Annotated in this window: 15 protein-coding genes; 9 read left to right on the plus strand and 6 right to left on the minus strand. The window is 56.2% G+C overall.

Translation table 11 applies throughout. The annotated features are described in order from the left end of the window. Positions 1-72: 72 nt before the first annotated feature. The 3 genes from AOY24_RS15470 to tctD form a co-directional block, all read right to left on the minus strand. Entirely contained in the window at positions 73-4719 is a 4647-nt protein-coding gene (locus tag AOY24_RS15470) for an autotransporter outer membrane beta-barrel domain-containing protein (RefSeq protein ID WP_072185406.1), read from the minus strand. Between the two features lie 756 nt (positions 4720-5475). Next, positions 5476-6903 carry a sensor histidine kinase gene (locus tag AOY24_RS15475; RefSeq protein ID WP_042999654.1) on the minus strand — a complete coding sequence of 476 codons (1428 nt, stop codon included), beginning with the start codon at positions 6901-6903 and terminating at the stop codon, positions 5476-5478. Then, positions 6890-7564: a transcriptional regulator TctD gene (gene tctD, locus AOY24_RS15480; RefSeq protein WP_044255134.1), complete on the minus strand. Its 675-nt coding sequence runs from the start codon at positions 7562-7564 to the stop codon at positions 6890-6892. Before tctD ends, AOY24_RS15475 begins: the two co-directional genes overlap by 14 nt. Positions 7565-7716: 152 nt before the next feature. Here tctD and AOY24_RS15485 point away from each other — a divergent pair, with 152 nt between their 5' ends. The 3 genes from AOY24_RS15485 to AOY24_RS15495 are packed head-to-tail and all read left to right on the plus strand — an operon-like array spanning position 7717 to position 10665. Next, positions 7717-8694, plus strand: coding sequence for a tripartite tricarboxylate transporter substrate binding protein (locus AOY24_RS15485; RefSeq protein WP_054176932.1), 978 nt, complete (start codon positions 7717-7719; stop codon positions 8692-8694). 14 nt (positions 8695-8708) lie between these two features. Beyond that, the gene (locus tag AOY24_RS15490; RefSeq protein ID WP_042999651.1) at positions 8709-9140 is read left to right on the plus strand and encodes a tripartite tricarboxylate transporter TctB family protein; all 432 of its coding nucleotides are present in this window, start codon (positions 8709-8711) and stop codon (positions 9138-9140) included. A gap of 10 nt (positions 9141-9150) precedes the next feature. Then, entirely contained in the window at positions 9151-10665 is a 1515-nt protein-coding gene (locus tag AOY24_RS15495) for a tripartite tricarboxylate transporter permease (protein WP_042999650.1), read from the plus strand. Positions 10666-10751: 86 nt separating this feature from the next. On the opposite strand, the gene AOY24_RS15500 is transcribed toward AOY24_RS15495, so the two are convergent. Continuing rightward, positions 10752-12251 (minus strand): carboxylesterase, encoded by a 1500-nt coding sequence (locus AOY24_RS15500; protein ID WP_054176933.1) that lies wholly within the window; start codon positions 12249-12251, stop codon positions 10752-10754. A gap of 273 nt (positions 12252-12524) precedes the next feature. On the opposite strand from AOY24_RS15500, the gene glaH reads away from it, so the two are divergent. The 6 genes from glaH (at position 12525) to csiR (ending at position 19838) form a co-directional block, all read left to right on the plus strand. Beyond that, positions 12525-13502, plus strand: coding sequence for a glutarate dioxygenase GlaH (glaH, locus tag AOY24_RS15505; RefSeq protein WP_042999649.1), 978 nt, complete (start codon positions 12525-12527; stop codon positions 13500-13502). Positions 13503-13519: 17 nt separating this feature from the next. Next, on the plus strand, positions 13520-14788 hold the full coding sequence (lhgO, locus tag AOY24_RS15510) for an L-2-hydroxyglutarate oxidase (protein ID WP_054176934.1): 1269 nt from the start codon (positions 13520-13522) through the stop codon (positions 14786-14788). Between the two features lie 24 nt (positions 14789-14812). Continuing rightward, positions 14813-16264, plus strand: coding sequence for an NADP-dependent succinate-semialdehyde dehydrogenase (gene gabD / locus AOY24_RS15515; RefSeq protein WP_042999647.1), 1452 nt, complete (start codon positions 14813-14815; stop codon positions 16262-16264). Between the two features lie 22 nt (positions 16265-16286). After that, positions 16287-17570 (plus strand): 4-aminobutyrate--2-oxoglutarate transaminase, encoded by a 1284-nt coding sequence (gene gabT, locus AOY24_RS15520; RefSeq protein ID WP_054176935.1) that lies wholly within the window; start codon positions 16287-16289, stop codon positions 17568-17570. A 129-nt stretch (positions 17571-17699) separates the two neighbouring features. Continuing rightward, positions 17700-19100, plus strand: coding sequence for a GABA permease (gene gabP / locus AOY24_RS15525; protein ID WP_042999645.1), 1401 nt, complete (start codon positions 17700-17702; stop codon positions 19098-19100). Between the two features lie 45 nt (positions 19101-19145). Beyond that, the gene (gene csiR / locus AOY24_RS15530) at positions 19146-19838 is read left to right on the plus strand and encodes a DNA-binding transcriptional regulator CsiR (RefSeq protein ID WP_042999644.1); all 693 of its coding nucleotides are present in this window, start codon (positions 19146-19148) and stop codon (positions 19836-19838) included. A gap of 10 nt (positions 19839-19848) precedes the next feature. Here the strand turns inward: csiR and lysM are convergent, their stop codons facing one another. After that, complete coding sequence (gene lysM, locus AOY24_RS15535) at positions 19849-20298, minus strand: peptidoglycan-binding protein LysM (RefSeq protein ID WP_042999643.1); 450 nt, start codon at positions 20296-20298, stop codon at positions 19849-19851. A gap of 123 nt (positions 20299-20421) precedes the next feature. Further along, positions 20422-20592: a YqaE/Pmp3 family membrane protein gene (locus AOY24_RS24060; RefSeq protein WP_042999642.1), complete on the minus strand. Its 171-nt coding sequence runs from the start codon at positions 20590-20592 to the stop codon at positions 20422-20424. Positions 20593-20722 lie beyond the last annotated feature (130 nt).

The raw sequence follows: 20722 nt of genomic DNA on the forward strand, positions 1-20722 counted from the left end.
TTCGCCCTGATCATTAAAGAATAAAAAAGCCGCTTACGCGGCTTTTTTATTTCTGCTTTTCCCCGTCTGAACTTACCAGCTGTATTTCACTCCCAGCATGCCCTGGGTATCGCTGTAGCCTTTATCACCCAGTTGCACACCGACATTCCCCCAGACGCTTAAACGGTTATTCAGTTTACCTTCCACCCCGGTACGCACTTCACCCAGATTGCGCGCGCCGTCACGGCTGATTTTCACGCCATCCATCTTCACGCCGAAGGATTCGGTATTGTGGATCCAGTTCACTTCGACATAGGGCTGGAACTCGCGCTGCTGTCCGTCATCCATTTTGTGATGACTGTTGAGGTACGTTTTCACCCCAAGACGCGTCTGAATGTTGCCATCACCTTCTGTTTCAATGCGCGTACCATCATGCCGGGTATGCGAATCCGACTTCACGCCCATCCAGGTGATCTGTGCCTGCGGCTGGATGTACCAGGTGTTCAGTGAGCCCTGGCTGCCGCTGAACGTACCGGCTTTCAGGGTGTAACCCGCTTCCAGCGAGGCCGTCAGCCCTTTAGAGTCATAGCTGTCGCTCTCACGCGCATCCGCATCCACCGTGTTGTCGAACCAGTTGTACAGCAACCAGCTATCAACATACGCCCCCGTGTTATCCACGGCATTCTGATACCAGGTTCCGTACAGACCGGCGCTGTAGCCGCTGGTACGTCCGTCTGAACCGTATCCTGCACGGTTACTCTGGGTGTTGCTGTGCTCATTGGCGTAACCGCCCATCACGCCGAGATGCCAGCGGTCCAGCCCATCCATACTCCACTGTGCAATGTCGCCACCCAGTTGCAGCACGTAGCGATTGCTCTGTGTTTTCAGTTGGCCGTCCCCCGCCGTGGAACGTTCATGCCCGCCGACGTGGCGCATCCACATGCTACCAGCCAGCCCTTCATCCTGGAGCGCATTGCTGTACTGCGGCTCGCCGAGACGATCGTGCAGACGGTGAGCAAACAGCGTGTTCGCAGCAGAAATATTGCTGGTATAGCTACCCGCTTCCGGTCGCAGAACATCCACCGTCCGCGGATCAACAACCGGCGGGTTGTCCGAATCAATCACACCATTCCATTTGCTGGTCAGATACCAGTTTTTCGCCGCCTCGCCGGTTCCCTTCGCCAGCGTGTAGACATACGCACCGGCCTCCACGGAGCCACGGGTCAGGGCGAATTGACCGGCTGAATTGCCCTCCACTTGCACCAGTTCAATGCCGTTGCGGGTCTGCGCGCCAATACCGCCGACATTATTGACGTCCACCCGCGTGTTACCGGAGGTATCGCCATGTACGGTCAGTTTGTCCGTGGCGGAATCATCACCGCCGAGGGCTGTGTTAAATACCATCAGACCGTCATTACCGTGGTAGTTACCGTTCACATCCAGGTGATTACCCGGCTGCATGCCCGAACGCCCCAGGATCACAGTGCCGCTGTGAGTCAGATTGCCGCCGACTGTAAAGCCGGACACCTGCATCGTCCCGCCGCTCATCACATCCACATCCCCGGCGGTGCGACCATATCCCGACAGGGTAGCGCCATCGTGGATATTCACCTGCTGGTTAGCCATATCGACGGCAGAATCGGCATCGCTACCCAGCGCAATCTCACCGTCGAGAATATCGGTGGTGCCCGTCCAGGAGGCCAAATCCTGTTTCAGTGTCAACACGCCGCTACCGGTCTTAGTCAGATTGCCTGTGCCGCTAATGGCATTGTCCAGCGTCCAGTTCGTATCCGTCGCTACCGTCAACAAGCCGTTATCCGTCACAGAAGCAGTGCCAAGGTTCTGCTGTTCACTGACGGTCAGTTTGTTGTCTATGTCGATATTGAACAGGCCGCTAAAACCGCTGTTATCCCCGCTGACGACCACATCTGACATGTTTGCCACATCAATGCCGCCCGCTCCGCTGAGGGTGTTCGTCAGCGTGCCGACAACGCCATTCAGGGTTAATGTCCCGCCGTCGACGATATCGCCGCTGCCTGCACCCAGCACATCATTTACGCTCACTTCCGCCCCGCTGCTGATGGTCGTTTTGGCCGTCAGGGCGGCGTTAGCACCATCAATCGTTAACAGGCCGCCGTTAACATTCAGCGCGCCGCTGCCGGTCAGACTTCCCTCGCTAAGCCCACCGTTCGACAGGGTCAGCGAGCCGCCATTTAGTGCAAAGGTGGAGTTGGACTGTCCTGTCAACGTACCCGCCGTCTGGGTTGTACCATTGAGATCGGCGGTTGCTCCACTACTGATGTGCAATTCGCTGGTCTCGCCCAGCGCGCCATCGGCGTCGGTGCGCAACGTCCCTGCCTGTACCTGCGTGGCACCACTGTAGTCGTTCAGGCCGTTGGAGAGCGACACGACATCAGCCGTATTCACCGCCAGATTGCCGCTGCCGGAGATCGTCGCCGACATATCAGCGCCAGCCCCCGTCGCCCCCGCATACGGCGACAGCACCAACGTTTGTCCGGAGAGAATATCCAACGCCTTCAGACCGTAGTTTACATACAGGCCATTACCCGGTGCGGTGGTCAGGCGAAAACCATACTGCCCGTTCGCCACGGTCGTCCCGTTCTGCGCTATCTGAAGGGTTTTATCTGCCGCAATCGGCGCACCGTTTTGATCGGCAAGCGTCAGTGAACCACCCGACCCAAGCACAATCGACGCTTTCACCAGCTGTACGCCAATCCCGGTGTCATCCTGCTGGAGCAGGTTTGCGGTAGTATCTGGATTCGCCGCCGCGCCAGTATCGTTCCAGGGATCGGCAAGGTTTACTTTCACCGTGCCGGTACCGTCTGCCTGGTGTTCGCGTCCGTTGTACATTACCCCCGCAGCGCCGGCAACCAGGGTATTGACCGACACCAGACTGTCGGAGATCGTTGACCCCGGAAGCGTAACGTCAAAAGCCAGCGTGCCCCCATTAAAAAGTAGCCCCGTAAGATCCTGCGTACCGCTGACGGTTGTGGTGTTCCCCGCACTGCTGATTAACAGCGATTGTGCCAATGACGAAGCGTTATTCCCGGAAAGCGCAAATGTGCTATTTCGCAACTCAACCGCTCCGCGAAAACTGTTGCCGACGGCAGGCGTAAAGGAAAAGACATCATCTCCAGCGTGCAGATTGACAGACATCAACCCCGTGCCGTTCAACACATTGCTAAAAGCAAAGTCATTAGTGCTGGTGTCGGTGGCACCGACAATTTCGAGCGTGCCATCACTGCCAATCGTCACTTCACTGCTGCCAAGACCGGTTCTGTTAGCGCTAGATTGCTGAGCCGAGGTGAGCGTGCCGCCATTGACCAGGGTCTTCCCGCTGTAGGTATTGTCCCCCGTCAGTACGGTATGCCCGGCCTGATGAACAATCGTTCCCTGGCCGGTAATCGGCATAGCGAGCTGATATCCTCCCGCGGTGGAGGAATCGTTGGTGGTGTGATTGAGCACAAGAGAACCGGTACCCGAGCCAAACGTCACGCCGGTCACGCCGGAAATCACGCCCGCTCCGGCGGCGGCCTGTCCCTGAGCCGCGCCAATGTTCACTACGCCGGTGCTTGAGGCATTCTGTGCAATGAACAGTTTGCCATTCAGGTTAAGCGCGCCGCTGTTACTCAGGTTGAGAGTACCGTCGCCCACGGCGCCGACGGTGGCTGACGTCGCATCCAGACGCGATCCGGCGCCATTGATATTCACCGTCCCCTCGCCGCCATTTGCCGCGAGGCTCACCGCGCTGGCAACCACTTTCCCACCCGACTGAATATCCAGTATCCCCGTCGCGGAATGACCCACGTTGAGTTTTTTGGTGACGTCACTGGCGTCAGCGATCCGCCATTCCCCGCCGTTACTGATATTCACTCGCCCGTAACCCGCAGGCGAACGTCCCAGCATACTGTCGGCGCTACTGCGTACAATGGCAGAGTCAGAGATATTCAGCGTTCCCGAACCATAATCCCCGACCCGCAGCGCGCCGGTGCTCATTGTTGAATTCTGACCGCTAACGCTGACGGTTCCGACCCCGGCCTCAAAACTGCCAATCGTTGTCATACCGGCGTTCAGCGCACCGCCCTCTTCAATGTTAATCACTCCTGTGCCGCCATAACCAATATTCAGGTCCTGGAGCGCCCCCGAAGGATTCACTAAATTCCACAGCCCACCCGAACGGATCGTAGCGGACCCGTGACTGCCATTTGATCCGCCCAACACGCCCAACCCTGAAGTATTCACCACCGCAGCGTTGGAGATGGTCATGGTGCCGACACCGTACTCGGCAATGGTCATCGCTCCTGAACGTAACGAAGAGCCGGAACCATCGACGTTCACCGTACCGTTCGCCTGGGTGTTATCGCCGATAATGAGCTTGTAGACATCCGATCCTGCCACCACACCGCCCGCGAGAATATTCAGTGTGCCCACGCCGTTCATGCCGATGAAAGTGTAGTAATCCAGTGAATATCCCGTCGCCACGTTGACCACCTCGCCATTATCAATAATGGCTGAATAGGCGGGCAGAGAGGCCAGCAGCAGCAGTGACAGGGCACTACGTTTAAAAAGCGGTTGCAAAGCATGATGTTGTTGCGCGGAAGAGAACGTTGTTTTCAAAGATGAATGGGTTGATGACTGGCTTTTCCCTCTCACCAACTCGGAACAAACCTGAAATACCTTCAGAACTTCATTCCATATAACGCGATAATTTGTGTTCATAAAAAATGCTCATAATCTGATAAAATGTTTATATGCGGTGTAATTGTTTTTAATACGCAACATAGAATCGATAAGCTTCCCTCACCTGGAAATGGGAAATAGAGGGCTATTCAGAAATGAATTCTGAACAGTCTTAAATTAAATAATCTATTGATGGTGTTATAATGATTTCACATATTGTCTCCGACAATAGTATCCATGCATGAGTAAATAACGAACATCCAGGATCCACGATTTACTCTCCGGAGAGGGCGTTAATGAATCACAGACCATCGTCAGAAATAAAAAAAAATATTATGCAAATATATAACGCGTGTCCCTGTACAAAACATCCACTCATGCCAGTTGGTGACTGACAACACACGATAAATTCAGACCTTCTGGTGACGACCCGGGATCGGTTCGGCGGCAGCCATTGCGGCTTGCTGTTTGGTTAATAATGTTTATGTAATTCTTGCGCTCAGTTTTACACTCGCCTAAAAAGCTGTCAATACGCCCCCGGACTATTAGCCTGAACATTAATATCAGAAAATAATAATTAGTGAGCATAAATTCCTGGGAAGGACAGATGACGAAATTCTATTTTTCCGTATCATGAAAGGGGAAATAGAGAGGAACCCAGGATTTTTATATTGCGTAATAAGATTTTTAACATTTTGCCAGCGTGTAAAAACTGCCTTTGAAAAGCACTTTTTGCTAAAAGCTTTTATGGCTCAATGTGGTAATTCCGGCTATCTGATTGTCTATAAAGAATATTTATGTTTTCATCGGGATGTGAGCGACCACTAAAAAGCGAACCCGAACATGTAAACCGCCTAACGTAGTGCTGCGTGAAAGATGAGGATGGGTGCGATGCAAACGGGCAATATCAGAAACCAGCGCCAGGCCAATGCCTGCTCCGGCTTCCGTTCCGGCATTTTCAAGACGATGGAACGGCAGCATTGCCTGATGAATCTGTTCATCTTCGATGCCAGGACCACTGTCTTCGACCTCCAGCACCACGGCCTCACCTTCCCGACGTAACCTGGCGGTCACCGTCCCTTGCGCCGGGGTATATTTCAGGGCGTTATCCAGCAAATTACCGCACAATTCCCCCAGCAGGACATCATCACCGTCTATCCATATCGCCTCCAGCACGCCTTCATAACCCAGGTCGATGCCTTTACTGCGCGCCTGCGCCAGTCGCGTGAAACAGCTCGTCTGCACCACCTCGAACAGATTGACCGGTGAAAACTGCCGCTCCCCCTGCTCTTTTCGCTTCACCGCCGAAAGCTGTAACAACCTTTCCGTCAGCAGGATGGTGTTGTCCAGCGTCGTACTCATCGCCCGTAAACTCTCGTGCCACTGCTGAGGCTGTTCGCTGGCAAGCGCTACGGCGGCCTGCGTTTTCAACACGGCCAGCGGGGTTTTCAGTTGATGAGAGGCATCGGCGCTAAACCGTTCCTGCCGGGAGATCAGCGCGCGCAGGCGATCGAGATAGCGGTTAAACGCGACGATCAGCAACCGCGTCTCCGACCAGGGCAGCAGTTCAGGTAACGGCGTCAGGAGTTCCGGTTCACGTCGCACCATCAGTGAGGAGAGCTGGCGCATCGGCCGCAGCACGCGGCGCAGCAGCCAGCCGACCAGCACCAGCGTCAGCAGCACCAACAAACCCTGCGTTACCGATGACGAAAACAGCAGTTGTCCTGCCAGGTAACGCCGCGATTGTAGCGTCTCTGCGACGTAGATCTCCGCCATCCCGACAATGCCGCCCTCGTTTACCGGCTGTAGCAGGCGCGCCACGCGAATGGCCTGCCCCTGATATTGCGTATGATAAAACCAGGCCAGCGCAGGGTAGAGTTGCGTACGAGAGGTGGAAGGCGGCATTGCCGGCAGGTCGTCGTAACCTGAAATCACCTTCCCCGACGGATCCACCACTTTATAGTACAGCCGGTCGTTCATGTTCAGTTCAAAGCTGTCCAGCACCACCCACGGAACATTGACCTCCAGCGTTGCATTGCGGACCACCAGCCGCTCCGCCACCGTGCGGGCAGACGACAGCAGCGTGCGGTCATAGGCCTGCGTTGCCGCCTGCAGGGCGCTGACGTAGCTGTTAAACGCCGACAGTCCCCACAGCAGAATCAACGGTAGACCAAGAAACAGCATCAATTGCAGGTATAACGACTGGGGTTTAACCCACCTCATTGCCGCACTCCAGCACGTATCCCAGCCCGCGCAGCGTGGTGATCCGCACATTGCTGCCCTGTAATTTTTTCCGCAGACGATGAATGTACAGTTCGATACTTTCGGGGCTGACCTCATCGTTCAGGCTGAAGACCTGTTCGAACAACTGCTGGCGCGATACCGGACGGGTTCTGCGATACATCAGCACCGTCAACAGCGCCAATTCACGCGGGGTGAGCGCCAGCGGTTGCTGCTGAAGCAAGAAATACCCTTCATCATGGAATGCCAGATCGCCCAGTTGCTGAAGCTCCTGTACCTGTCCCGCACTGCGCCGGAGCAAAGCCCGCAGCCGGGCGTCCAGTTCCTCAAGTTCGAAGGGCTTGGGCAGATAATCATCCGCTCCGGCATTGAGTCCTTTTACCCGATCCGCCACCGCGCTACGCGCTGTCAGCAGCAGCACCGGCAGCGTCTGCGCACGCTTACGCAGACGCTGCACCACTTCCAGTCCGTCGATCCCAGGCATGTTGATATCCAGAACCGCCAGCGCATAGGTTTCGCTATGCAGAAGATGGTCGGCAGCCAGTCCGTCGAACACACAGTCCACGGCGAATCCGTTCTGCACCAGCGCTTTTTCCAGCCAGTGAGCCAGCTCACGGTTATCTTCCGCCAATAAGAGACGCATATCACATCCTGTAAAGTTTCTGCCGCATTGAAAGGGAAATGAAAGGTTAATGTTTTAACAATCACGCAACTGAACCGCTACATGTTGGTTCACATAATCAAAAAATAATCTTCCGAACCCTACCATCCGGTTCTCCGGCGTGAGGATAAATAATGAAAAAACAGTTCGTTCGTACCCTTGCTGCAAGCGTTTTACTGATGAGCACCTCTGTCCTGGCGCAAGAAGCGCCGTCGCGTACCGAATGTATCGCCCCGGCGAAACCGGGCGGCGGCTTTGACCTTACCTGCAAACTGATTCAGGTGAGCATGATGGAAACTGGCGCTATCGAGAAACCGATGCGCGTCACCTACATGCCAGGCGGCGTGGGCGCAGTCGCCTATAACGCGATCGTCGCGCAACGGCCCGCCGAAGCGGGGACGGTCGTGGCGTTCTCCGGCGGTTCGCTGTTGAACCTGTCGCAGGGTAAATTTGGTCGTTACGGCGTGGATGATGTGCGCTGGCTGGCGAGCGTCGGTACGGACTACGGCATGATCGCCGTGCGCGCCGACTCGCCGTGGAAGTCACTGAAAGATCTGCTCACCGCGATGGAAAAAGATCCCAACAGCGTGGTGATTGGCGCCGGGGCCTCTATTGGCAGCCAGGACTGGATGAAGTCGGCGCTGCTGGCGCAACAGGCTCACGTCGATCCGCACAAGATGCGCTATGTCGCCTTTGAAGGCGGCGGCGAACCAGTCACCGCACTGATGGGCAATCATGTTCAGGTGGTTTCCGGCGATCTCAGTGAGATGGTGCCCTATCTAAGCGGCGATAAAATCCGCGTCCTCGCCGTCTTCTCTGAAAACCGTCTGCCCGGACAACTCGCCAATGTGCCTACCGCCAAAGAGCAGGGTTACGACCTGGTCTGGCCCATCATTCGCGGCTTTTATGTCGGCCCGAAAGTCAGTGATGCCGAGTATCAATGGTGGGTGCAGGCATTTGAAAAACTCCAGCAGACCGACGCGTTCAAAAAGCAGCGCGACCTGCGTGGCCTGTTCGAATTCAATATGACGGGTCAACAGCTTGATGAGTATGTCAAAAAACAGGTGACCGGTTACCGCGAGCAGGCGAAAGCCTTTGGCCTGGCGAAATAAAGATGGAGGCTCCGATGAGCGATCGTATTTTCGCCGGTATCTGGCTGTTGCTGTGTATCGCCGGGCTGTTTATCGCCTGGCAAATTCAGAGTGAATACAGTTACGAACCGGTCGGCCCGCGTCCGTTTCCGCTGGGGATTATCGCCCTGATGGCGCTATGCGCGCTGGCACTACTGTTACGCCATCCGGATGTTGTGGACTGGCCGCGCCGGCACGTCCTGCAAAAACTGTTAACTATGGTGATCGTCCTGTTGATGTACGCCTGGGGCTTTGAGTGGCTGGGCTTCCCTGTCGCCACCGCCATTCTGACGCTGGTGATTGGCATTCTGTTTGGCGCCACATTACCCGCCGCGGGCATTTCCGGCGCGATCCTCGGCGTCGCCCTGTGGTATGCCTTCGACCGCCTGCTTGATGTCACCTTACCGCTCGGCGCCTGGCTGAGTTAACGGAGAAACGATGGATACCTGGATATATCTTTCTCAGGGTTTTGCGGTGGCGATGACGCCGGAAAACCTGGTGATCGCGCTGATCGGCTGCTTCGTCGGCACCATTGTCGGTCTGCTGCCGGGTCTGGGGCCGATCAACGGCGTGGCGATCCTGTTGCCACTGGCCTTTGCTTTGCATCTGCCAGCGGAATCGGCGCTAATCCTGCTGGCAACGGTTTACATTGGTTGCGAATACGGCGGACGCATTTCGTCGATTTTGCTCAACGTGCCCGGCGATGCGGCGGCAATTATGACCGCGCTGGACGGCTACCCGATGGCGCAACAGGGGCGCGGCGGCGTCGCGCTCTCTATTTCAGCGGTCAGCTCCTTCTTTGGCTCACTGATCGCCATCGGCGGAATCATTCTGTTCGCCCCCTTACTGGCGCAATGGTCGCTGGCGTTTGGTCCGGCAGAGTACTTCGCGCTCATGGTTTTTGCGATTGCCTGTCTTGGCAGCATGATGGCGCAAAATCCGCTGAAATCGTTTCTGGCGGCGCTGATTGGTCTGGGACTGGCGACCGTCGGCGTTGACGCCAACACCGGGGTGTATCGCTTTACCTTTGACAGCGTGCATCTTTCTGACGGCGTGCAGTTTATCGTCGTGGTGATCGGCCTGTTCTCGGTTTCTGAAATCCTGCTGATGCTGGAACATACCAGCAGCGGGCAGAAACTGGTACGCAAAACAGGGCGCATGCTGTTCAACGCCAAAGAAGGCGCGCAGTGCGTCGGCGCGACGCTGCGCTCGTCGGTGATTGGCTTCTTCGTCGGCGTGCTGCCGGGCGCGGGTGCCACCATCGCCAGCGCCATCACCTACATGACCGAGAAAAAAATCAGCGGCAACAGCGACAGCTTCGGCAAAGGCGATATTCGTGGAGTTGCCGCACCAGAAGCGGCGAATAACGCGTCGGCCTGTGGCTCGTTTATTCCGATGCTGACGCTGGGCGTGCCGGGCTCCGGCACCACGGCGGTGATGATGGGTGCCCTAACCCTGTACAACATCACGCCGGGACCGGCGATGTTTACCGAACAACCGGATATCGTCTGGGGATTGATTGCGGCTCTGCTGATTGCCAACGTGATGCTGCTGGTGATGAACATTCCGCTGATCGGCCTGTTCACCCGGATGCTGACCATCCCACTGTGGTTCCTGGTACCGGCTATCGCGGCGGTTTCCGCTGTCGGGGTGTACGCCGTACACAGTACAACCTTCGATCTGGTGCTGATGGTCGCGCTCGGCGTGCTGGGCTACGTTCTGCGCAAAATGCACTTCCCGATGTCGCCGCTGATCTTAGGCTTTGTGCTGGGCGAAATGCTCGAACAAAACCTGCGCCGTGCGTTGTCGATCAGTAACGGCAATATGGCGATTCTGTGGGAAAGTAGCGTCACCAAAGTGCTGCTGGTGATGGCGGTGGCAGTCATTGTGATCCCGCCGCTGTTACGGATCCTCCGTAAGCGCCACACCAAACCGCAGGTGGATGTCGGGTAATGCCTCGCCGGATGGCGCTTCGCTTATCCGGCCTACCCGCAACCCAGGCCGCATAAAACACGCCGCGTTGTCATCCGGCAACAGTCTCAATTCTTAACATTCCTTCCGATAACCGCCTCAATCCGTTCCTTCATATAGGGAAAGAACGGATTCGAGGTGACACGCATTAACGTATCCAGCCCCACCAGCAGCGTGGAGGTCTCTCCGCGCAGCGCAATCGTGCCAATGCTCAGCCCATAGCGATTCAACACATCCGGCTTCAACCCATACAACGAATCGGTCATTGGAAAGGGCACCGCCACATGCGACAACGAATACATCTCCTGCGGCCAGGCCTCCTGTAACGGCTGAACCTGCACATCACGCGTTCCGGCGAGGGTGTCACGCGCCACCACGGCCAGCGTTTCTGCCGTGGCATTAGTGACCACCGTTGTGCGGTAAGCTCGCGGTACGGAGGGCAGCAACGTCGCGGCGGCGGTATAAGAAGATGTCCGCAGCAGAGGGCGCAGGTTAGCCGCCTGATTGATATCAAACAGCACCAGTTCGCTGCCGTTAGGTCCCAGATAGCGATACAACGACTCCACTACCGCCTGGGTGCTGACGGTGGAATCCATTACCGACTGGAAGGTCAGCACCGGCGGCAGATCGTGAAGTCGCATAGTCTGCGCATCCTGGACAATTTGCTGCTGTAGCGCTTTGGTCAACAGATAAGACTGCCGCGCCGCATTGACCGGAAACGAATTGTATTTGAAGGGGTTAAATTCTGGCGTGACGTTGAGCCACGCCGCTTTGGCAAACGCGGGAAACAGCGCCGGCAGTCCCGCCAGCCCGGCAAAACGGGCGAAGGAGGTGACGCCAATCATCGGCGACAGCAACACCACCTGACGCGGACGTCGCAGCGTGGCGTCGTCCATACTGTCCAGCGTGTATTTCAGCGCCAGCGCGCCGCCGTTAGAGTACCCCACCAGATGCAGCGGCACCTCGTTACCCGCCAGTCTCGTCGCCTCACGCACCGCCAGACGTGTCGCGGCCAGCCACGCTTCCCAGTCGACCGCCGTTAACGCGCCTGGCGCGGTACCGTGTCCGGGCAGGCGTGGCACCACGGCGATAAATCCCTGCAGCTGGTAGATCCGGGCGATATCTTTCAGGCTGTAGGGCGAGTCGGTCAGGCCGTGGAGCATCACGGCAACGCCGCGCGGTTTGCCTTGCGGCATCAACACGAATGAGCGGTTCCAGTTGGGGGTAAATTGCGCCGGAGCAACCCGACTGCCCAACCAGAAACGGTTGATCGGCGTCTGCTCATCCGGGCTCAGCGTATCGCCCACCTGTTTTTGTAGATCGGCAAACAGCGCCGCTTCCCGTGCCTGATACTGCGCAAAGGTGGCGTTATCCAGCGCCGCCGCGCTCATTTCATTCCCGTGCCAGGTATGCCAGGAATGAAGATCAGGCCCACTCTCTGTCTGATACACCCGCACGCCGAGAAAAATAATCAGTACCACCAGCAGCGTCAGCACCACGTGTTTGATCAGCGCCAACAGGCCGGAACTGACCCACTTCACCCGACGGAAGAGGTTTTTAAGCAACATGTTTATCCCGAACCTCGCTCATCAGACACACCGCAACCGGCGTTAGTGTAGGCTAACCGGCGGTTTCCTCAACCTTTTCCGCCCTTTTCTCCCGATACGCATGCATTTACCCCTGCATTTAATAATGTTAAATATTTGTTGTTTTTGATCACAAAAAAGAAACAAAAAGTTCATTTTGTGCGCGTTTTCTAAAAATGTAGATATTTTTAATTTATGGCTACGAAATGAGCTTCGCCATGTCTCCCTGACCATCTACTGAGAGGATCGATTCTGATGAATGCACTGACTGCCGTTAAACCAAACGCTGAAGATCCAGGCCAGCCTGGCAACGGATTTACGCTGAAACCGTCAGCCCAATCCCCACGTCTGCTGGAGCTGACCTTTTCCGCCCGGACGACAGAACACTTTCTTCGGCAGGTCGCGCAATGGCCGGTGCAGGCACTGGAATACAAATCGTTCCTGCGCTTCAAAGTGGGCAAGATCCTTGACGATCTGTGCGACAACCAGCTGCAGCCGCTGCTGCTGAAAACGCTGCTGGATCGCGCAAAGGGCGCGTTACTGATCAACGCAGAAGGCATCGATAACGTGGCGCAGGCTGACGATATGGTCAAACTGGCAACCGCGGTGGCCCATCTGGTTGGACGCTCCAACTTTGATGCCATGAGCGGTCAGTATTATGCGCGCTTTGTGGTAAAAAACGTCGATAACTCAGACAGCTATCTGCGTCAGCCACACCGCGTAATGGAGTTGCATAACGACGGCACCTACGTCGAAGAGATCACCGATTACGTGCTGATGATGAAAATCGACGAGCAAAACATGACCGGCGGCAACTCGCTGCTGCTGCATCTTGACGACTGGGAACATCTTGACGAGTACTTCAGCCACCCACTGGCGCGCCGTCCGATGCGCTTCGCTGCGCCGCCCAGCAAGAACGTCAGTCATGATGTGTACCACCCGGTATTTGACGTCGACCAACAGGGCCGCCCGGTTATGCGCTACATCGACCAGTTTGTGCAGCCAAAAGATTTTGAAGAAGGTGTCTGGCTGAGCGAGCTGTCTGATGCGCTGGAAACCAGCAAAAGCATCCTGTCCGTTCCGGTTTCGGTGGGTAAATTCCTGTTGATCAACAACCTGTTCTGGCTACACGGTCGCGATCGTTTTACCTCGCACCCGGACCTGCGCCGCGAACTCATGCGTCAGCGCGGCTACTTCGCTTATTCCACCCACCACTACCAGACGCATCAGTAAGCGTGAAGGAAAAGCGGATGTATGATTTTGTGATTATTGGCGGCGGCATTATTGGCATGTCGACCGCCATGCAGTTAAGTGAGGTCTATCCGGACGCTCGCATCGCGCTGCTGGAAAAAGAGTCCGGCCCGGCCTGTCATCAGACAGGCCACAACAGCGGCGTGATCCATGCCGGGGTTTATTACACTCCCGGCAGTCTGAAGGCGCAGTTTTGTCTCGCCGGTAACCGTGCGACCAAAGCCTTTTGCGATCAAAACGACATCCGCTACGACACCTGCGGCAAGATGTTGGTCGCCACCTCTGAACAGGAAATGGAACGGATGCGCGCCCTGTGGGATCGCACCGCCGCGAATGGCTTAGAACGCGAGTGGCTGAATGCGCAGGAATTGCGCGAGCGCGAACCAAACATCACCGGACTCGGCGGCATTTTTGTGCCGTCCAGCGGGATCGTCAGCTACCGGGAGGTCACGGCGGCGATGGCGAAAATCTTCCAGGCCAGAGGCGGCGAAATTATCTACAACGCCGACGTCAGCGCTCTGAAAGAGCACGCCTCGGGCGTGGTCGTGCGTACCCGCCAGGGACAGGAATTTGAAGGGTCGACGCTAATTACCTGCTCCGGACTGATGGCCGATCGGCTGGTGAAAATGCTCGGCGTCGAGCCAGGCTTTATCATCTGCCCGTTCCGTGGCGAGTACTTCCGCCTGGCGGCGGAACACAACCATATCGTCAACCATTTGATCTACCCAATTCCCGATCCGGCGATGCCGTTTCTCGGCGTCCATCTCACCCGCATGATCGACGGCAGCGTCACGGTTGGGCCGAATGCGGTGCTGGCGTTTAAGCGCGAGGGCTATCGCAAACGCGACTTTTCGCTCAGCGATACGCTGGAGATCCTCGGTTCTTCCGGCATTCGTCGGGTTCTGCAAAACAACCTGCGCGCCGGTTTAAGCGAAATGAAAAACTCGCTGTGCAAGAGTGGCTATCTGCGACTGGTGCAAAAGTACTGCCCGAGCCTGACGCTAAACGATCTGCAACCGTGGCCTGCAGGCGTCCGCGCTCAGGCCGTTTCGCCGGACGGCAAGCTGATTGACGATTTTCTGTTTGTCACCACACCACGATCGATCCACACCTGCAATGCCCCCTCCCCTGCGGCGACGTCAGCGCTGCCTATCGGCGCACACATCGTCAGCCAGGTACAAACGCTGCTGGCAAACCAGAGCAACCCCGGACGCACGCTGCGTGCGGCACGTAGCGTGGACACCTTACACGCCGCTTTCACCCGTTAACCTTTTTTCAGACAGGAAGCCATCATGCAACTAAACGATCCGACGTTGTTCCGTCAGCAGGCCTTGATCGACGGCCAGTGGCGCGATGCCGATAGCGGCGAAGTCATTGCGGTGACCAACCCGGCCAACGGCAAGACGCTGGGCAGCGTGCCGAAAATGGGCAGCGCGGAAACCCGCGATGCCATTGAGGCCGCTAACCGCGCGCTGCCCGCCTGGCGCGACCTCACCGCCAAAGAGCGGGCGAATATTCTGCGTCGCTGGTTCAATCTGATGCTGGAGCATCAGGACGATCTCGCCCGCCTGATGACCCTGGAACAGGGCAAGCCGCTGGCAGAAGCCAAAGGGGAAATCAGCTATGCCGCCTCCTTTATTGAGTGGTTTGCCGAAGAGGGCAAACGCATTTATGGCGACACCATTCCCGGACACCAGGCCGACAAACGCCTGATCGTCATTAAGCAACCAATTGGCGTTACTGCCGCCATTACGCCGTGGAACTTCCCGTCAGCGATGATCACCCGCAAAGCCGGTCCGGCACTGGCGGCTGGCTGCACGATGGTGCTTAAACCCGCCAGCCAGACGCCGTTCTCCGCGCTGGCGCTGGCGGAACTGGCAAACCGCGCCGGGATCCCGCCGGGCGTATTCAGTGTTGTCACCGGTTCGGCGGGCGCGGTCGGTAACGAACTGACCCACAATCCGCTGGTGCGCAAACTGTCGTTCACCGGTTCGACGGAGATTGGTCGTCAGTTGATGGAACAGTGCGCCAAAGACATCAAAAAAGTCTCTCTGGAGTTGGGCGGTAATGCGCCGTTTATCGTCTTTGACGATGCCTGCCTCGATAAAGCGGTTGAAGGCGCGCTGGCGTCCAAGTTCCGCAACGCCGGACAGACCTGCGTCTGCGCCAACCGTCTGTATGTGCAGGACGGCGTTTATGAGCGCTTTGCGGAGAAGCTGCAACAGGCGGTGGAAAAACTGCATCTCGGTGACGGTCTGGCACCCGACGTCACTACCGGCCCACTGATTGATGAGAAAGCGGTCGCCAAAGTGCAGGAGCATATTGCCGATGCGCTGGAAAAAGGGGCGCGCATCATCACCGGCGGAAAACCGCACGCGCTGGGCGGTAATTTCTTCCAGCCCACCATTCTGGTGGACGTGCCAGACAACGCAAAGGTCGCCAAAGAAGAGACCTTCGGTCCATTGGCTCCGCTGTTCCGCTTTAGTGATGAAGCCGACGTTATCAGACAGGCCAACGACACCGAGTTTGGTCTGGCGGCCTATTTCTACGCCCGCGATTTGAGCCGCGTCTTTCGCGTTGGCGAGGCGCTGGAGTACGGCATCGTCGGCATTAATACCGGCATTATCTCGAACGAAGTCGCGCCGTTTGGCGGGATCAAAGCCTCCGGTCTTGGCCGTGAAGGTTCCAAATACGGCATCGAAGATTACTTAGAAATCAAATACCTGTGCATTGGCCTTTCATAATAAATCAACTGGAGAACACCTGATGAGCACCAATAACGAATTAATGCAGCGTCGCGCTCATGCCGTCCCGCGTGGCGTAGGACAAATTCATCCGATCTTTGCCGCGCGCGCGGAAAACTGCCGGGTCTGGGATGTGGAAGGCCGTGAATTCCTGGATTTTGCTGGCGGCATCGCGGTGCTGAACACCGGACACCTGCACCCGCAGATCGTCTCGGCAGTCGAAGCGCAACTGAAAAAACTGTCCCACACCTGCTTCCAGGTGTTGGCCTATGAGCCGTATCTGCAACTGTGCGAAATCATGAACCAGAAAGTGCCGGGCGACTTCGCCAAGAAGACCCTGCTGGTCACCACCGGTTCCGAAGCGGTAGAAAACGCGGTGAAGATCGCCCGCGCGGCAACGAAACGGACGGGGACGATCGCCTTTAGCGGTGCATACCACGGTCGCACTCACTACACCCTGTCGCTGACCGGGAAAGTGAATCCGTACTCCGCCGGAATGGGGCTGATGCCGGGTCACGTCTATCGCGCGCTCTATCCGTGCGCCCTGCACGGCATTAGCGAAGATGACGCCATCGCCAGCATTCACCGCATCTTTAAAAATGATGCCGCGCCGGAAGATATCGCCGCCATCGTGATTGAACCAGTACAGGGCGAAGGCGGTTTCTACGCCGCCTCTCCGGCCTTTATGCAGCGCCTGCGCGCGATTTGCGACGAACACGGGATCATGCTGATTGCCGATGAAGTACAGAGCGGTGCGGGGCGTACCGGTACGCTGTTTGCGATGGAGCAGATGGGCGTGGCACCGGACATCACTACCTTCGCCAAATCCATTGCCGGGGGCTTCCCGCTGGCGGGCGTCACCGGACGCGCCGACGTCATGGACGCCATCCCGCCGGGTGGACTGGGCGGCACCTATGCCGGTAACCCGATTGCCTGCGCCGCCGCGCTGGCGGTCCTGAACATTTTCGAGCAGGAAAATCTGCTGCAAAAAGCCAACGAACTCGGCAAAACCCTGCGCAACGGTCTGCTGGCGATTGCCGAAACGCATCGTGAAATCGGCGATGTCCGTGGGCTGGGGGCGATGATCGCCATCGAACTGTTTGAAGACGGCGACCACAACAAGCCGGATGCAAAACTGACGGCAGAGATCGTCACGCGCGCCCGCGATAAAGGTCTGATCCTGCTCTCCTGTGGGCCGTACTACAACGTGCTGCGCATCCTCGTTCCGCTCACCATTGAAGAGGCGCAAATCCGCCAGGGGCTGGACATTATCGCCCAGTGTTTTGATGAGGCGAAACACGGTTAACACGCCTGTAGCGCTGCCGGACAAGATGCCTCGGCGTCTTGTCCGGCCTGGAAAACCTCTCCTCTGAAGGTCGGATAAGGCGGAGCCGCCATCCGGCAAACGGTTCAATAACAATAAAGAGGTCATAAGATGGGGCAACTGTCGCAATCACATGATTTAGGGGGCGGGCTGAAATCACGCCACGTCACCATGCTGTCTATTGCCGGGGTTATCGGCGCAAGTCTGTTTGTGGGTTCCAGTGTGGCGATAGCCCAGGCCGGGCCCGCGGTCCTGCTGGCCTATCTGTTCGCCGGATTACTGGTGGTGATGATTATGCGGATGCTGGCCGAAATGGCCGTCGCCACGCCGGACACCGGTTCCTTTTCCACGTACGCCGATAAAGCCATCGGACGCTGGGCAGGCTACACCATCGGCTGGTTGTACTGGTGGTTCTGGGTGTTGGTGATCCCGCTTGAAGCGAATATCGCCGCCATCATCCTCAATTCCTGGGTCCCTGGCATCCCGATCTGGCTGTTCTCGCTGGTCATCACGCTGGCGTTGACCGGCAGTAATTTGCTGAGCGTCAAAAACTACGGTGAATTTGAGTTCTGGCTGGCGCTGTGCAAAGTGATTGCCATCCTCGCCTTTATCGCGCTGGGTGCCGCGGCGATCAGCGGTTTTTACCCTTACGCTGAAGTCAGCGGTATTTCGCGCTTGTGGGATCACGGCGGCTTTATGCCGAACGGCTTTGGCGCGGTGCTAAGCGCCATGCTGATCACCATGTTCTCCTTTATGGGCGCTGAGATTGTTACCATCGCCGCTGCCGAATCCGATACGCCGGATAAGCACATCGTCCGCGCCACTAACTCGGTCATCTGGCGTATTTCGATCTTTTATCTGTGTTCGATCTTTGTCGTCGTCTCCCTGATTCCGTGGAACATGCCGGGTCTGAAAGAAGTAGGTTCCTATCAGTCGGTGCTGGAACTGCTGCATATTCCGCATGCCAAACTGATCATGGACTGTGTGATCCTGCTGTCGGTAACCAGTTGCCTGAACTCTGCGCTGTATACCGCGTCGCGAATGCTCTACTCCCTGAGCCGCCGTGGCGACGCGCCAGCGATGATGGGTAAAATCAATCGCAGCAAAACCCCCTGGGTGGCGGTGTTACTCTCGACAGGCGCGGCGTTTTTAACCGTCGTCGTGAACTATTATGCCCCGGCAAAAGTGTTTAAGTTCCTGATTGACAGCTCCGGCGCTATCGCCCTGCTGGTGTATCTGGTTATCGCCGTTTCTCAGCTGAGGATGCGCAAAATCCTGCTGGCGGAAGGCGGCGAGATCAAACTGAAAATGTGGCTCTATCCATGGCTGACCTGGCTGGTGATTGGCTTTATCATCTTTGTGCTGGTTGTGATGCTCTTCCGCCCGGCGCAACAGCTGGAAGTGATTTCCACAGGGTTGCTGGGGTTGGGGATTATTTGCACCGTGCCGATTATGTCGCGCTGGAAAAAACTGGTATTGTGGCAAAAGACACCGCTGCAAAATACCCGTTAAATGATTTCCCGGCGCAGGCCGGGAACACGATTCAGGAGTAAGACCATGACCGCCATTTCCCATCCGACGGCCATAGATGGATACCGCTGGCTGAAGAACGATATTATCCGTGGTGTTTATCAACCTGATGAAAAACTGCGCATGAGTTTATTAACTTCACGCTATTCTCTTGGCGTTGGGCCGCTCAGGGAGGCGCTTTCTCATCTGGTGGCGGAACGGCTGGTCACGGTGGTGAATCAAAAAGGGTATCGGGTGGCGTCCATGTCAGAGCAGGAACTGCTCGATATTTTCGACGCCCGGGCCAATATGGAAGCCATGCTGGTAAGTCTGGCGATTGAACGCGGCGGTGACGAATGGGAAGCTGAGATCCTCGCCCGCGCCCACATGCTCAGCAAGCTAGAGGCCAGCGACGCCAGCGAACACCTGCTGGATGAGTGGGATTTACGCCATCAGGCATACCATACCGCTATTGTTGCCGGATGCGGTTCGCAGTATCTGCTGCAAATGCGTGAACGGTTGTTTGATCTCGCGGCGCGCTATCGGTTTATCTGGCTGCGAAAAACGGTCTTGTCGGTTGAAATGCTGGAGGATAAACACATTCAGCATCAGACGCTAACGGAGGCAATTCTGGCGCGCGATGCGACGCGCGCCAGTGAACTCATGCGCCAACATTTACTGACGCCGATACCTATTATCCAGCAGGCCATGACCGGTAAACTACTGGCGCAAAAATCCTGACGGCGCTTATTTATTCTTCCGGAATACGCAGCACCTGGCCGGGATATATTTTATCCGGGCTTTTAAGCATCGGCTTATTCGCCTCAAAAATTTTGTTATACAGGTTGGCATTGCCGTAAACCTGTTTCGAAATAGCGCTCAGGGTATCGCCGGATTTCACCGTGTAGAACTGACTCTCGGCGGCAGGCGCGTCGGTTTTAACCTGATCCTCCACGCTGGCAATCCCGGAAATATTCCCGACCGCAATCAGGATTTTTTCTTTCGCTTCCTGACTTAATCCGTCACCCGTCACCGTCGCCTTGCCATCAGCAATTTGTACATTCACCTTGTCAGCATCCGGAATACCGGTTTTATGCAGATGGTCCTGCACCTTTTTTGCTAAATCGTCTTTATCGTGATTACCGGTTACTGCATCCCACAGTTTTTCCCCGGCGTCTTTTACAAAGTTGAAAAGTCCCATATCCACCTCGATCGTTGACAATAAACACTCAGGAAGTGTAGCAGAAAGTTTCGCTTAAAATTCTGACGGCGCGGCGATCGGTGTGGCCCGATAACGTCACGCTATCGGGCGGTATCATGGCGGTTAAGAAAGAGATGAAGGACGGGTTTGCACCCAGAACGCGTGAATTAAACCCGGAATATAGCCCAGTAAGGTCAGAACGATATTAAGAATGAACGCCCAGCCGAATCCTTTACCCAACAGGACCCCCAGCGGCGGCAGAATGATCGTAAATACAATTCTCCAGAAACCCATATACACTCCAAAAAGAAAAATTACTCATTGTTTAAAAAGGGATTTTATCCCTAAGCGTAGCGAGCTTAGCGGAGATTGCCAGTTATCACTCTCGCTTTTACCCTCTTTTACGATTTTTACACTGGCAGTC

The organism is Citrobacter sp. CtB7.12 (genome assembly GCF_001297795.1).
Lineage (GTDB): Bacteria > Pseudomonadota > Gammaproteobacteria > Enterobacterales > Enterobacteriaceae > Citrobacter_A > Citrobacter_A amalonaticus.

Excerpts from the sequence above, each read along its gene's own strand:
- AOY24_RS15470 (WP_072185406.1), bottom strand. The coding sequence starts at position 4,719 with ATGAACACAAATTATCGCGTTATATGGAATGAAGTTCTGAAGGTATTT.
- AOY24_RS15475 (WP_042999654.1), bottom strand. The coding sequence starts at position 6,903 with ATGAGGTGGGTTAAACCCCAGTCGTTATACCTGCAATTGATGCTGTTT.
- tctD (WP_044255134.1), bottom strand. The coding sequence starts at position 7,564 with ATGCGTCTCTTATTGGCGGAAGATAACCGTGAGCTGGCTCACTGGCTG.
- AOY24_RS15485 (WP_054176932.1), top strand. The coding sequence starts at position 7,717 with ATGAAAAAACAGTTCGTTCGTACCCTTGCTGCAAGCGTTTTACTGATG.
- AOY24_RS15490 (WP_042999651.1), top strand. The coding sequence starts at position 8,709 with ATGAGCGATCGTATTTTCGCCGGTATCTGGCTGTTGCTGTGTATCGCC.
- AOY24_RS15495 (WP_042999650.1), top strand. The coding sequence starts at position 9,151 with ATGGATACCTGGATATATCTTTCTCAGGGTTTTGCGGTGGCGATGACG.
- AOY24_RS15500 (WP_054176933.1), bottom strand. The coding sequence starts at position 12,251 with ATGTTGCTTAAAAACCTCTTCCGTCGGGTGAAGTGGGTCAGTTCCGGC.
- glaH (WP_042999649.1), top strand. The coding sequence starts at position 12,525 with ATGAATGCACTGACTGCCGTTAAACCAAACGCTGAAGATCCAGGCCAG.
- lhgO (WP_054176934.1), top strand. The coding sequence starts at position 13,520 with ATGTATGATTTTGTGATTATTGGCGGCGGCATTATTGGCATGTCGACC.
- gabD (WP_042999647.1), top strand. The coding sequence starts at position 14,813 with ATGCAACTAAACGATCCGACGTTGTTCCGTCAGCAGGCCTTGATCGAC.
- gabT (WP_054176935.1), top strand. The coding sequence starts at position 16,287 with ATGAGCACCAATAACGAATTAATGCAGCGTCGCGCTCATGCCGTCCCG.
- gabP (WP_042999645.1), top strand. The coding sequence starts at position 17,700 with ATGGGGCAACTGTCGCAATCACATGATTTAGGGGGCGGGCTGAAATCA.
- csiR (WP_042999644.1), top strand. The coding sequence starts at position 19,146 with ATGACCGCCATTTCCCATCCGACGGCCATAGATGGATACCGCTGGCTG.
- lysM (WP_042999643.1), bottom strand. The coding sequence starts at position 20,298 with ATGGGACTTTTCAACTTTGTAAAAGACGCCGGGGAAAAACTGTGGGAT.
- AOY24_RS24060 (WP_042999642.1), bottom strand. The coding sequence starts at position 20,592 with ATGGGTTTCTGGAGAATTGTATTTACGATCATTCTGCCGCCGCTGGGG.